Origin of the sequence: Streptomyces sp. NRRL B-24484 (genome assembly GCF_000717715.1) — a bacterium.
Lineage (GTDB): Bacteria > Actinomycetota > Actinomycetes > Streptomycetales > Streptomycetaceae > Kitasatospora.
Genome location: NZ_JOAI01000036.1, coordinates 57,375 through 70,433, shown reverse-complemented (window position 1 = coordinate 70,433; position 13,059 = coordinate 57,375). Strand labels below are relative to the sequence as shown.

The 13,059-nt window shown below is 73.1% G+C and carries 13 protein-coding genes; 8 read left to right on the top strand and 5 right to left on the bottom strand.

Annotated elements, in window-relative coordinates; translation table 11 throughout:
* Positions 1-48 precede the first annotated feature (48 nt).
* Together greA and IE98_RS0127955 are read right to left on the bottom strand one after the other, a co-directional pair.
* Entirely contained in the window at positions 49-546 is a 498-nt protein-coding gene (gene greA, locus IE98_RS0127960) for a transcription elongation factor GreA (RefSeq protein ID WP_030273641.1), read from the bottom strand.
* A gap of 295 nt (positions 547-841) precedes the next feature.
* Positions 842-1,255, bottom strand: coding sequence for a DUF4307 domain-containing protein (locus tag IE98_RS0127955; RefSeq protein ID WP_030273639.1), 414 nt, complete (start codon positions 1,253-1,255; stop codon positions 842-844).
* Between the two features lie 151 nt (positions 1,256-1,406).
* Here IE98_RS0127955 and mca point away from each other — a divergent pair, with 151 nt between their 5' ends.
* The 4 genes from mca to IE98_RS0127935 all read left to right on the top strand — a co-directional run bounded on the left by mca (position 1,407) and on the right by IE98_RS0127935 (position 5,659).
* Complete coding sequence (mca, locus tag IE98_RS0127950; RefSeq protein WP_030273633.1) at positions 1,407-2,276, top strand: mycothiol conjugate amidase Mca; 870 nt, start codon at positions 1,407-1,409, stop codon at positions 2,274-2,276.
* Positions 2,277-2,337: 61 nt separating this feature from the next.
* Complete coding sequence (locus IE98_RS43200) at positions 2,338-2,529, top strand: hypothetical protein (RefSeq protein ID WP_030273631.1); 192 nt, start codon at positions 2,338-2,340, stop codon at positions 2,527-2,529.
* Between the two features lie 195 nt (positions 2,530-2,724).
* Positions 2,725-4,755, top strand: coding sequence for a thioredoxin domain-containing protein (locus IE98_RS0127940; protein ID WP_030273629.1), 2,031 nt, complete (start codon positions 2,725-2,727; stop codon positions 4,753-4,755).
* A 40-nt stretch (positions 4,756-4,795) separates the two neighbouring features.
* Positions 4,796-5,659 (top strand): GNAT family N-acetyltransferase, encoded by an 864-nt coding sequence (locus IE98_RS0127935; protein ID WP_030273627.1) that lies wholly within the window; start codon positions 4,796-4,798, stop codon positions 5,657-5,659.
* Positions 5,660-5,666: 7 nt separating this feature from the next.
* Here IE98_RS0127935 and IE98_RS0127930 read toward each other — a convergent pair whose 3' ends face one another.
* On the bottom strand, positions 5,667-6,587 hold the full coding sequence (locus IE98_RS0127930) for a hypothetical protein (protein ID WP_030273625.1): 921 nt from the start codon (positions 6,585-6,587) through the stop codon (positions 5,667-5,669).
* Between the two features lie 258 nt (positions 6,588-6,845).
* Between IE98_RS0127930 and IE98_RS0127925 the strand changes: the two genes are divergently transcribed.
* The 3 genes from IE98_RS0127925 to IE98_RS0127915 all read left to right on the top strand — a co-directional run bounded on the left by IE98_RS0127925 (position 6,846) and on the right by IE98_RS0127915 (position 8,925).
* Complete coding sequence (locus IE98_RS0127925; protein ID WP_234443697.1) at positions 6,846-7,520, top strand: papain-like cysteine protease family protein; 675 nt, start codon at positions 6,846-6,848, stop codon at positions 7,518-7,520.
* A 10-nt stretch (positions 7,521-7,530) separates the two neighbouring features.
* Complete coding sequence (locus tag IE98_RS0127920) at positions 7,531-8,361, top strand: hypothetical protein (RefSeq protein ID WP_030273621.1); 831 nt, start codon at positions 7,531-7,533, stop codon at positions 8,359-8,361.
* Positions 8,362-8,640: 279 nt separating this feature from the next.
* Positions 8,641-8,925 carry a hypothetical protein gene (locus IE98_RS0127915; RefSeq protein WP_030273619.1) on the top strand — a complete coding sequence of 95 codons (285 nt, stop codon included), beginning with the start codon at positions 8,641-8,643 and terminating at the stop codon, positions 8,923-8,925.
* Here the strand turns inward: IE98_RS0127915 and trhA are convergent.
* Positions 8,896-9,579, bottom strand: coding sequence for a PAQR family membrane homeostasis protein TrhA (gene trhA / locus IE98_RS0127910; protein WP_030273617.1), 684 nt, complete (start codon positions 9,577-9,579; stop codon positions 8,896-8,898). The two genes, IE98_RS0127915 and trhA, sit on opposite strands and share 30 nt — an antisense overlap.
* Positions 9,580-9,852: 273 nt before the next feature.
* Here trhA and IE98_RS0127905 point away from each other — a divergent pair, with 273 nt between their 5' ends.
* Positions 9,853-11,694: a phosphoenolpyruvate carboxykinase (GTP) gene (locus IE98_RS0127905; protein WP_199922977.1), complete on the top strand. Its 1,842-nt coding sequence runs from the start codon at positions 9,853-9,855 to the stop codon at positions 11,692-11,694.
* Between the two features lie 137 nt (positions 11,695-11,831).
* Here the strand turns inward: IE98_RS0127905 and IE98_RS0127900 are convergent, their stop codons facing one another.
* A complete protein-coding gene (locus IE98_RS0127900) occupies positions 11,832-13,046 on the bottom strand; it encodes a pyridoxal phosphate-dependent aminotransferase (protein ID WP_030273612.1) in 1,215 nt (404 codons plus the stop codon).
* Between the last annotated feature and the right edge of the window lie 13 nt (positions 13,047-13,059).

Sequence of the window (13,059 nt, the reverse complement as noted above, 5' to 3'; positions counted from 1 at the left end):
GGCGGCCCCGGCATCGCGCCGGTGCCGCCCCTCGTGGTGCGAGCGGACTCAGCCGGCGTGCGGCTTGGCCTCGATGATCTTCACGCTGGCCCGCTTGCCGTTCGGCAGCTCGTAGGTGGCGTCCTCGCCGACCTTCTTGCCGTTGATGGAGCGGCCGAGCGGCGACTGCGGCGAGTAGATGTCCAGGTCGTCACCGGCGACCTCGCGGGAGCCGAGCAGGAAGCGCATGGTGTCGTCCTCGTCGCCGTCGAAGGCGACGGTCACCACCATGCCGGGGGCGACGACACCGGAGTCGGCCGGGGCCTCGCCCACCTTGGCGCGCTCCAGCAACTGGGTGAGCTGACGGATCCGGGCCTCGTACTTGCCCTGCTCCTCCTTGGCCGCGTGGTAGCCGGCGTTCTCCTTGAGGTCACCCTCCTCGCGCGCCGCCTCGATCTTCTGGGCGATCTCGATGCGCCAGGGGCCGGTCAGGTGCTCCAGCTCGGCCTTGAGCTGGTCGTAGCCGGACTGAGTGAGCCAGGTCACGTCATCGCTGGTCTGGGTCACGGGTGCTCCTCGTCGGTACTGGGCTGTGCTGAGGGTTGTTCGTCAGCAGGTTCGGTCGTAACTACAAAGCAACGCCCGCTCCCGGGCGCTGGGACTCGGAAGGGGCGAAACCACGAGCCTAACAATTTCCGCCTCCCCGCGGGAGGGGAGCTCGCGGGCGCGTGACCCGGCAGGCTCTCGCACGGCCGGCGGCACTCCGTACGGATGCCCGCCCGTACGCTCGAATATGCGCCCGCGGGGGTGCGATGTGCAAAGGGGAATTCCGCCCGGAAAGATCCCCCGGACGGGCGGCGGATCAGCGGCGCGGGGTGCAGCCCAGCAGCTCCGCGGTCACTCCGCGGGCGGTGGTGCGCAGCGTCACCACCTGCGACCAGGTGCTGCCCTCGGCCGGCACCGGGAAGTCGTACTGGCCCACCACGGCCTTGTCCGCGGCCATCGAGCGCACCGTGCAGACGCCCGCGGTGCCCGACTCCTTGCGCACCGACAGCTGCAGCTGCATCTCGTGGTCGGAGACCGCCTCGAAGGCCGGCACACTACCGTTCATCACGCTCTCGCGCAGGACGTACGAGGCGCCCAGCCACGCCACCACGCCCAGGAACAGCACGCCGCAGACCACCGCGGCGATCCGAAGCCGACGGTCCGCCTCGGCGTCGGAGCGGCGGCTGTACCGGCCCTCCGGCAGGGCGGCGGTCGTACGGCTGGAGTCCATGTCCGGCTCGGTCCTTTCGACGAGGAGCGCTCGGGCTGGGGAGGGAATGGAGCGGCTCCTCAGTCCGTCACTATAGAAGGGGCACGTCCGCGCCGGAGTCGGCGGGGGAGCCGACCCGACGAACCGGACATACCTGGAAGGGAACCAGGCGTTGAGCGAGCAGTTTCGACTGATGGCGGTGCACGCGCACCCGGACGACGAGTCCAGCAAGGGCGCCGCCACCATGGCGATGTACGTCTCCCAGGGGGTGGACGTGCTGGTGGCCACCTGCACAGGTGGCGAACGGGGATCGATCCTCAACCCGAAGCTCCAGGGCGACGCCTGGGTCGAGGAGAACATCCACGAGGTGCGGCGCAAGGAGATGGACGCCGCCCGGGAGATCCTCGGCGTGCAGCAGGCCTGGCTGGGCTACGTCGACTCCGGGCTGCCGGAGGGCGACCCGCTGCCCCCGCTGCCCGAGGGCTGCTTCGCCCTGGAGGACGTGGACGCGGCGGCCGGCACCCTCGTACGGCTGATCCGCGAGTTCCGTCCGCACGTGATCACCACGTACGACGAGAACGGCGGGTACCCGCACCCCGACCACATCATGACTCACAAGATCACCATGGTGGCCTTCGACGCCGCCGGTGACCCGGAGGCCTACCCGGAGGCCGGCGAGCCCTGGCAGCCGCAGAAGCTGTACTACAACCACGGCTTCCCGATGGGCCGCATCCGCGCCCTGCACGCCTACCTCACCGAGAACGGCCACGACTCCCCGTACGGCGAGTGGATCGCCGGCTGGGAGAAGAGCGGCCGCAAGGAGCGCGAGATCACCACCCGGGTGGTCTGCGACGAGTTCTTCGAGATCCGCGACAAGGCGCTGATCGCGCACGCCACCCAGATCGACCCCGACGGTCCCTGGTTCCGCGTCCCGCTGGACATCCAGCGCGAGGTGTGGCCCACCGAGGACTACGAGCTCGTCCGCTCGCACGTCGACACCGACCTGCCCGAGAACGACCTGTTCGCGGGCCTGCGCAAGTAACGCGCACCCCCTGAACCACCCCGGTGGCCCGGCCCGTGTAGGGCCGGGCCACCATGGAGAGATGAGCACCCCCGTGAACCTGACCCACCTCGCCGCCGACCTCGCCCTCGACCAGAACAAGGTCACCCCGGGCCTGCTCGGCTTCGTCGTCTTCGCGGCCCTCGGCATCGCCACCTGGTTCCTGCTGAAGTCCATGAACAGCCGCTTCAAGAAGATCGACTTTGCCGAGGAGCCGGAGACCACCGAGGAGTAGCCGCACCGGGCGGTACCGCCCGCAGCGAGAACACCTCCGCGCCCGGCCCGGGCACCTCCACCGCCCCGCGGCACCGCGCGGGACCGGTGCACCCGGCACCGGTGCCCCCGGCGTGCCCCCCGATGCCGCCGACCGGGCCGCGCTCCACGACGCGGCGCTGTGTCACCAGGGCGGCGATGCGCGAGGATGGTCCCCATGCCGAACCGTCTCGCCGACGCGACCTCGCCGTACCTGCTCCAGCACGCGGACAACCCGGTCGACTGGTGGCCGTGGGGGCCCGAGGCCTTCGCCGAGGCGGAGCGCCGCCGGGTGCCCGTCCTGCTGTCCGTCGGGTACGCGGCCTGCCACTGGTGCCACGTGATGGCCCACGAGTCCTTCGAGGACGAGGCCGTCGCCGCCTACGCCAACGAGCACTTCGTCGCCGTCAAGGTCGACCGCGAGGAGCGGCCCGACGTCGACGCGGTCTACATGGAGGCCGTCCAGGCCGCCACCGGCCAGGGCGGCTGGCCCATGACGGTCTTCCTCACGCCGGAGAAGGAGCCGTTCTACTTCGGCACCTACTTCCCGCCCGAGCCCCGGCACGGCATGCCCGGCTTCCGGCAGGTCCTGGAGGGCGTCACCGCCGCCTGGCGGGACCGCCGCGAGGAGGTCGGCGAGGTCGCCGGCCGGATCCGCGCCGAACTGCAGGAACGTGCCCGGATCTACGGCGCCGGCGCCGGCGTGCTGCCCGCCCCCGGCGAGGCCGAACTGCACGCCGCCCTGCTCGAACTCGGCCGCGGCTTCGACGAGCGCCGCGGCGGCTTCGGCGGCGCCCCCAAGTTCCCGCCGTCCATGACCGTCGAGTGGCTGCTGCGCCACCACGCCCGCACCGGCTCCGCCGCCGCCCTGGAGATGGCCGCGCGCACCTGCGACGCGATGTCCCGCGGCGGCCTGTACGACCAGCTCGGCGGCGGCTTCGCCCGCTACTCCGTGGACGCCGACTGGGTCGTGCCGCACTTCGAGAAGATGCTGTACGACAACGCCCTGCTGCTGCGCACCTACCTCCACCTGTGGCGCGCCACCGGCGACGCCCGCGCCCGCCGCACCGCCCTGGACACCGCCGACTTCCTGCTCCGCGAACTGCGCACCCCCGAGGGCGGCTTCGCCTCCGCCCTGGACGCCGACTCGCTCGACCCGGCCACCGGCACGTCCGCCGAAGGCGCCTACTACGCCTGGACCCCGGAGCAGCTCACCGCCGCGCTCGGCGCCGAGGACGCCGCCCTCGCCGCGGAACTCCTCGAGGTCACCGGCACCTTCGAGCACGGCAGCTCCGTCCTCCAACTGCTCACCGACCCCGCCGACCCCGAGGCGTACGAGCGGATCCGCACCCGGCTCTTCGAGGCCCGCGCCGAGCGGCCCGCCCCCGCCCGTGACGACAAGGTCGTCGCCGCCTGGAACGGCCTCGCGATCGCCGCCCTCGCCGAGACCGGCGCCCTGCTGGAGCGCCCCGACCTGGTCGAGGCCGCCGAACGCGCCGCCGACCTGCTGCTCGCCGTCCACCTCACCGCCGACGGCCGGCTGCTGCGCACCTCCCGCGACGGCCGGCCCGGCGCCAACGCCGGCGTCCTGGAGGACTACGCCGACACCGCCGAGGGATTCCTCGCCCTGTACGCCGTCACCGGCGAGGCCGAGTGGCTCGACCTCGCCGGCGGACTCCTCGACACCGTCCTCGCCCACTTCACCGACGCCGACTCCGGCGCCCTCTACGACACCGCCGACGACGCCGAGGAGCTGATCCGGCGCCCGCAGGACCCGACCGACAACGCCACCCCCTCCGGCTGGACGGCCGCCGCCGGCGCACTGCTCGGCTACGCCGCCTACACCGGCTCGGAGCGCCACCGCACCGCCGCCGAGCGGGCCCTCGGCGTGGTCGGCGCGCTCGGCGCCCGCGCCCCCCGGTTCATCGGCTGGGGCCTCGCCGTCGCCGAGGCGCTGCTCGACGGCCCGCGCGAGGTCGCCGTGGTCGGCCCGGCCGGCGACCCCGCCACCGCCGAACTGCACCGCACCGCACTGCTCGCCACCGCCCCCGGCGCGGTCGTCGCGGTCGGCGAGGCGGGCAGCAAGGAGGTCCCGCTGCTGGCCGACCGCCCGCTGCTCGCAGGCCGCCCCGCCGCCTACGTCTGCCGGCACTTCAGCTGCGACGCCCCCACCGCCGACGCCGCCGAACTCGCGGAGCGGCTCGGCTAATTCGCGTGCGCACCGGTCCCGGGCGACGCCAGGATGGGGCATGACCTGGACCCTCACGAACGACCCCGACGCCCTCCGGGCCGAGGCCGGCGACTTCCTCGCCGCCCACCCGGCCGAGAACACCGTGCTGCTCACCCTGCTGGACCGCATCGCCAGACGCGGCCTGCACGCCTTCGGCGAGCAGGACCCGGTGTTCGGCCACTGGCGGGCCGCGCCGGACGGCCCGGTCGAGGGCGTCTTCGCGCAGACCCCGCCCTTCCCGGTGCGGCTCGGCCGGATGCCCGCCCGGGCCGCCGCCGCACTCGCCCCCGCGCTGCACGGGCGCGGCGGGGAGGTGGCCGGGGTGGCCGGCGAGCGGGCGGCCGCGGCGGCGTTCGCCGAGGCCTGGCCGCCCGTCGCCGAGGGCACCGTCCGCGCCGGGACCGCCGTGGACGAGCGGCTCTACCGGCTGGCCGGCCTGGAGGATCCCGCGCCGGTGCCCGCCGGCACCGCCCGGCCCGCGCGGCCGGCCGACCGGGACCGGCTCGTCGAGTGGAGCGCCGCCTTCCTCGCCGAGATCGGCGAGACGAACCCGGTCGACCACGGCGCCTACATCGACGGCCGGCTCGCCGACGGCAGCCTGCACGTGTGGGAGGACGGCGGCCGCCCGGTCTCCTTCGCCGGGGCGAGCCCGGTGATCGCCGGGATGTCCCGGATCGGCCCGGTCTTCACCCCCGTCGCCCTGCGCGGCCGCGGCTACGCCAGCGGGGTCGTCGCCGCCGCCTCGGCGCAGGCGCTGGCGGACGGCGCCGCCGAGGTGCTGCTCTACACCGACCTCGCCAACCCGGTCAGCAACTCGATCTACCAGAAGCTCGGCTACCGCCCGGTGGCCGACCACGTGACCTTCGAGTTCACCGCCGGCTGACGGGCGGTCAGTCCCAGGACCAGCCGATGCCGAGCAGGCCGGGCGGCAGCCCGGTCGCCAGCAGGTGCACGCTGTGGTGCCCGTCCAGGGTCAGCTCCTCCGTCTCGTGCGGCTGCTCGCCCGGCGCCCGGACGGCGAAGCGGTGGCAGCGGACGGGCAGCGCGGCCGGGTCGAAGGTGACCTGCAGGACGTACTGGCCCGCGCCGGCGTTGAAGCCCCGGACGTACTCGCAGCTCGGCGTCGGCGTCGGGGCGTCGTCGAAGCCGTAGCCGAGCAGGTGGGTGTCGCCAGCGCTCAGTCTTCGGTCCAGCAGCAGTTCGGCGACCAGCAGGCCGTGCTCCGGGTCGCGCCGGATCCGGCCGGGCCGGCAGTTCTCCTCGGTGCGCAGCACCACCCGGCCCGGGTCCGCCCCCGGATCGCCCTGGTGGATGGCCAGGTAGCGGTCGACGCCGTCGCGGTGGGCGCGCAGTGCGTGCTGGGAGTCCCGCCGGGCCAGCCGGCCGAGGGCGTCGATCCGGATCCGTTCGATGTGCACCACGGTGTGCAGCCCGGAGTCGGGCGGGCCGGCGACCGCCTCGATCAGCCCGTCCACGGCGCTGCGGGGCCGGATCAGGGCGCGGTAGGGCAGGGTGGCCGGCCCGGCCGGTGCCCGGCGCGGGCCGAGCAGCCGGGTCAGCGAGTGCTCCGGCAGGTCGAGCACCTCCTCCAGCACCGCCACGGCGCGCAGCGACTCCGGGCGCTCGGGCCGCCGCCGGCCCTGCTGCCAGTAGCTGAGGCTGGTGACGCCGACCCGGACGCCGCGCCGGGCGAGGCGCTCCTGCACCCGCTGCAGGGCGAGGCCGCGGGCGGCGATCGCGGTCCGCAGGGCGAGCGGGAACGGACCGGTGCGGAGCACGGCCGCGAGTTCCGGCGGGACGGTCGGCTGCATGGCCACCTCCGGGGCTGGGTGAATATTCACACCCCGTGCCCGCCGTGTCATCAGGTACGGACGTGGCGGGCGGGCCGCATTCACATCCGGCGGGCGGGCGTTCACACCGCGGACGGCGCCGCTCGGCCGCGCGTTGACCGGCGCCGGACGGCGCCGGATGCTCTTCGCACCGCGTCCGGACGCGCACCCCCACACCTCTTCCTACGCCCCACCGCAGGAGGAACCCCCGTGTCCCCAACCCCCGTGTCCCCAACCCCCGTGCCCCCGACTCCCGTGCCGCCGGCACCGGGACGCCTTCGCCGTGCGGTCGCCGCACTCGCGCTGGGCGTGCTGGCCCCGGCCCTCACCGCGGCCGCCGCCTCCCCGGCGCAGGCCGCCCCCGTCCGGACCCTCGTCCCCGCCGCCGCCGTACCCACCGGACCCGTGGCCGCCGCACCCGCCGCCGGGCTGTCGGCGGCCCGCACCCTCGGCATCACCATGCAGCAACAGCAGCAGTCCAACTGGTGCTGGGCGGCGAGCGGCAACACCATCGCGACCTACTACGGCTACGGCTACAGCCAGAACCAGTTCTGCAACCTGGCCTTCGGCCGGGCCGTCGACTCCGTCTGCCCGAACAGCCAGGCCACCCTGGGCGACGTCCAGAACGCCCTGTGGCGGATCGGCATCAGCCCGGGCCGCTACGTGAGCGGCACCCTCTCCTACGCCGCCGTCCAGGGCGAGATCGACGCCGGGCGGCCGGTGGAGACCCGCATCCAGTGGTCCTCCGGCGGCGGCCACATGCACGTCCTCTACGGCTACGACCCCGCCGGCACCTGGGTGTACTGGGGCGACCCCTGGCCGTCCAACCACCGCTACAACTGGGCGGACCACCGCTACTACACGAGCAACAGCAGCTTCGGCTGGACCCACACCCTGTACCGGATCGGCGCGTGAGGAGCCAGCCATGACCGGATACCCGAGACACCTCGCCGCGCTCGTCCTCGCCGGCTGCCTCGGCCTCGCCGCGGCGCCGCTCGCCTCGGCCGCGGACGGCCCCGCCGCCCCGGCCCCGATCGCCCCGGCGGAGCTGGCCGCCGCCCGGGCCGCCGCCGCTGCCCCGGCGGCACTCGACCGGGTGGCGCTGTTCTTCGCCCGGGAGGGGCGTCCGGCCGGTGCGGCCGGGCTCTCCCCGGAGGCGGAGGCGCAGGCCGCGGCGGCCGCCGCACCCCGCCTGGCCGACCGGGCGGTCGCCGTCTACAGCCTGAACGAGGGCTTCGTCGCGGGCGTCGCCGGTGCGCCGGTCGCCCGGGTGGAGTTCGTCGCCGGCCGGGCGGTCGCCGCGGACGGCCGGACGGCCTCGATCTGGACGATCCGCGACGCCGGCGGCTGGCGGGTGGTCAACATCGCCTCCGGCGGCGACGAGACCGACTACCCCGCGCAGGCCGCGGCCACCGGCGGCGGCACCGCCTTCCGGGAGCCGCAGATCGACGCCTGGTACGTGCTGCGCGGCGGCCGGGTGCTGCCGCTCGACGAGGACGCCCGCCGCTCGGTCGGACCAGGCGGCGTGACGCTCGCCGACTACCGGAAGCTGGTGCAGCAGCGGTACGGCGACCGGCTGCCGGGCTCGGCCTACGACCGGGCGGGCGCGGGCGGCGGCTGGGCGGACACCGCCGCGGCCGCACGGCCGGAGCAGCCGTCCGGACGAGGACCGGCGGTGGCGGCGGGCGCGGCGCTCGCGGTCACCGTGGTGACGGGGGCGGGGCTGGCCGTCCGCCGGCGCGGCGCCCGGCGGTAGCCGCCCAGGGTGCGCCCCCAGGGCGGCCCGGCCGGTCGAGGACCGGTCGGGCCGTCCGTCCGCGTGTCCGGGCCGGCTCCGGGCCGGCCCGGAGCCGGGCGTTCCGTGTGCGTGCCGCCCTTGCCGGTGGCCGCCGGGCGGAGGTTCCGGAGGCGCGGCGTCCGTTCGGCACGAGGTGTTGCCGCAGTGTTGATCCGGAGTTCGCCTCCGGACGCGCTGAACATGTCACCGTAGGCGGGGAGGAATCTGACGATCTGTCACCTGGCGGGAGGCGAGGCGATGGCGCTGCGGAGCGCACAGTTCTGGGGTGCGGTGGTGGCCGTGTCGGCCGCGCTGGCCGTCGTCGCGGGCTACCTGGCCGGCGGCCCGCGGGCGGTCTGGATCGTGGCCGCGGTGGAGACGGTGCTGGTGATGGCCCACGTCGGCCGGAAGTTCCGGGCGAAGGCGCACCCGGGGCCGGTCGGCGAAGGGCCCGGCGCCGCGCACTGCGAGCGCTGCCGCCGGGCCCAGGAGCGTCTGGAGCTTCGGGCGTCCTCAGCGGGTCGCGCTGTACGCGACCAGTGAGACGCCGACGTACTGGACGATGAACGCGCCGAGGGTGAAGGCGTGGAAGACCTCGTGGAAGCCGAACCAGCGGGGTGAGGGGTTCGGCCGCTTCAGGCCGTAGACCACGCCGCCGAGGCTGTAGAGGCCGCCGCCGACGATCATCAGGGTGAGCACCGCGGCGCCGCCGGTGTGCAGGAAGTCCGGCAGGAAGAAGGCCGCGGCCCAGCCGAGGGCCAGGTAGACCGGGGTGTAGAGCCAGCGCGGCGCGCCGACCCAGAACACCCGGAACGCGATGCCGAGCAGCGCCCCGCCCCACACGGCCCAGAGCAGCATCTGCTGCCGGGTGCCGTTCAGCAGCAGGATCGTGAACGGGGTGTAGGTGCCCGCGATGATCAGGAAGATGTTGGCGTGGTCGAGCCGGCGCAGGATCGCCTCGCCGCGCGGGCCCCAGGTGAAGCGGTGGTAGACCGCGCTCACCCCGAACAGCATCCAGGCGGTCACCGAGTAGATCGCGCACGCCGCCGTGGCGGCCGGCGAGTCGGCCAGGCAGATCAGGACGATCCCGGCCGCCACCGAGGCGGGGAACATGCCGGCGTGCAGCCAGCCGCGCCACTTGGGCTTCGGGGATTCGCCGGCGGCGGCGAGGTCCGCAGTGAGGTCCGCAGCAGTCATGCGCAGCATCTTACGGAACCGTAGGTTACTGCCAAGTAGTCAGTGGCGATCATCACTTTTGGACATTCTGGAGTGTTACCCACGTCTCAGTGTCGAACCGGGTGCGGCCGAAATCGCTTTCTTGCCCTCCTTGTCTTGGACATTTCGTAGTAAGGAATTCAGAACGTACTACGCAATGCACCAAAGAGAGGTGGTGTCCGGGGCTACCGTGTAACCACCCTCAAACCCCCGCGATGCCGTCTCCTGGCCGAGATGGTGTGAAACGGAGCGAACGTGTCGCCTCTGAAGTCTGCGCTCGCCGAGTCCGCGCCCACCCGCCACCAGCAGCTGCTGGACTGGGTCGCCGAGATCGCCGAGCTGACCCAGCCCGATCGCATCGAGTGGTGCGACGGATCGGAGGAGGAGTACCACCGCCTCGCCGAGCTGCTGGTCGCCCAGGGCACCTTCAAGAAGCTCGACGCCGAGAAGCGTCCCAACTCCTTCTACGCCGCCTCCGACCCGACCGATGTCGCCCGGGTCGAGGACCGCACCTACATCTGCTCCGAGAAGGAGCAGGACGCCGGTCCGACCAACAACTGGAAGGCCCCCGCCGAGATGCGGGAGGTCTTCGCCGGTGAGAACGGCCTCTTCCGCGGCTCGATGAAGGGCCGCACGATGTACGTCGTGCCCTTCTCCATGGGCCCGGTCGGCTCCCCGCTGGCCGCGTACGGCGTCGAGATCACCGACTCCGCCTACGTCGCCGTCTCCATGCGCGTGATGACCCGCATGGGCAAGGCCGTGATCGAGCAGCTCGGCGAGGACGGCGAGTTCGTCAAGGCCGTGCACACCGTCGGCGCCCCGCTCGCCGAGGGCGAGGCCGACGTGGCCTGGCCCTGCAACTCCACCAAGTACATCTCGCACTTCCCGGAGACCCGCGAGATCTGGTCCTTCGGCTCCGGCTACGGCGGCAACGCCCTGCTCGGCAAGAAGTGCTACGCGCTGCGCATCGCCTCCACCATGGCCCGCGACGAGGGCTGGCTGGCCGAGCACATGCTCGTCCTCAAGCTCACCCCGCCGAGCGGCCCCACGGGCGAGGCGGAGCCGAAGTACATCGCGGCGGCCTTCCCGTCCGCCTGCGGCAAGACCAACCTCGCCATGCTCCAGCCCACCGTCCCGGGCTGGAAGGTCGAGACGATCGGCGACGACATCGCCTGGATGCGCTTCGGCGCCGACGGCCGCCTCTACGCCATCAACCCCGAGGCCGGCTTCTTCGGCGTCGCGCCCGGCACCGGCGTCGACACCAACGCCAACGCCATCGACACCCTCTGGGGCAACACCGTCTTCACCAACGTCGCGCTCACCGACGACGGCGACGTGTGGTGGGAGGGCCTCACCGAGCAGCCCCCGGCGCACCTGACCGACTGGCGCGGCAACGACTGGACCCCGGAGTCCGGCACCCCCGCCGCCCACCCGAACGCCCGGTTCGCCGTCCCGGCCGCGCAGTGCCCGACGATCGCCCCCGAGTGGGAGGACCAGGCCGGCGTCCCGATCTCGGCCATCCTCTTCGGCGGCCGCCGCGCCACCGCCGTCCCGCTGGTCACCGAGTCCTTCGACTGGCAGCACGGCGTCTTCCTCGGCGCCAACATCGCCTCCGAGAAGACCGCCGCGCAGGAGGGCACCGTCGGCGAGCTGCGCCGCGACCCGTTCGCGATGCTGCCGTTCTGCGGCTACAACATGGGCGACTACTTCGCCCACTGGCTGAAGATCGGTGCCGAGGCCGACGCCTCGAAGCTCCCGAAGATCTACTACGTCAACTGGTTCCGCAAGAACAGCGACGGCAAGTTCATCTGGCCGGGCTTCGGCGAGAACAGCCGCGTGCTCAAGTGGATCGTCGAGCGCCTGGAGGGCACCGGCAAGGGCGTCGAGACCCCGATCGGCGTGCTGCCCGAGGTCGACGGCTTCGACCTCACCGGCCTCGACATCCCGCAGGCCGACATCGACCTGCTGTTCTCCGTGGACGCCGACATCTGGCGCCAGGAGGCCGCGCTGGTCCCGTCCCACCTGGAGACGTTCGGCGAGCACACGCCGACCGAGCTCTGGGACGAGTACCGCGCGCTGGTGAAGCGCCTGGGCTGACGGCCCGGGTTTGAGGGAGCGCCGCCCCTCCTCCTCACCGAGGGGCGGCGCTGCTCGACCAGAAACGCACGAAGAGGGGCGCGGGGAGATCCTCCCCGCGCCCCTGTGTGGGTTCGCCGTGAGCGTTCGTCCGCGGTCTACGGCTGGGCGTAGCCGCTCAGGAATTCGCCGATGCGGGTGACGGCGTCGGCGATGTCCTCCGGGCGGGGCAGGGTGACCAGCCGGAAGTGGTCCGGGTCGGGCCAGTTGAAGCCGGTGCCCTGGACGACCAGGATGCGCTGGGACCGCAGCAGGTCCAGCACCATCTGCGCATCGTCCTTGATCTTGTACACCTGCGGGTCCAGCCGCGGGAACGCGTACAGCGCGCCCTTCGGCTTCACGCAGCTGATGCCCGGGATCTCGTTCAGCAGCCGGTACGCGGTGTCCCGGGACTCCAGCAGGCGTCCGCCCGGCAGCACCAGGTCCTTGATCGACTGCCGGCCGCCGAGCGCCGCGGCCACCGCGTGCTGCGCCGGCATGTTGGCGCACAGCCGCATCGAGGCGAGCACGGTGAGCCCCTCGATGTAGCTGGCCGCCCGGTGCCGGTCGCCGGAGAGCACCATCCAGCCGGAGCGGAAGCCCGCGACCCGGTAGGCCTTGGACATGCCGTTGAAGGTGACGCAGAAGAGGTCCGGCGCGAGCGTGGCCAGCGGCACGTGCTCGGCGTCGTCGTAGAGGATCTTGTCGTAGATCTCGTCCGCGTAGACCACCAGCTTGTTCCGGCGGGCGATCTCGACGATCCCCTCCAGCACCTCGCGCGGGTAGACCGCGCCGGTGGGGTTGTTCGGGTTGATCACCACGATGGCGCGCGTCCGGTCGGTGACCTTGGCCTCGATGTCGGCGAGGTCCGGGTACCACTCGGACTGCTCGTCGCAGCGGTAGTGCACGGCGGTGCCGCCGGCCAGCGAGACGGAGGCCGTCCACAGCGGGTAGTCCGGGGCGGGGACGAGCACCTCGTCGCCGTCGTCGAGCAGTGCGGTCATCGCCAGCTGGATCAGCTCGGAGACGCCGTTGCCGAGGAAGACGTCCTCGACCGAGAGCCCGTGCAGCCCGCGCTCCTCGTACTGCATCACCACGGCCCGGCGGGCGGACAGCAGGCCCTTGGAGTCGCCGTAGCCGTGCGCGGAGGAGAGGTTCTTCAGGATGTCCTGGAGGATCTCCGGCGGCGCCTCGAAGCCGAAGGCGGCCGGATTCCCGGTGTTCAGCTTGAGGATGCGATGGCCCTGGTCCTCCAGCCGCATCGCCTCGTCGAGCACCGGGCCGCGGATGTCGTAGCAGACATTGGCGAGCTTGCTGGACTGGATGACCTGCATGCCTGCCTACTTT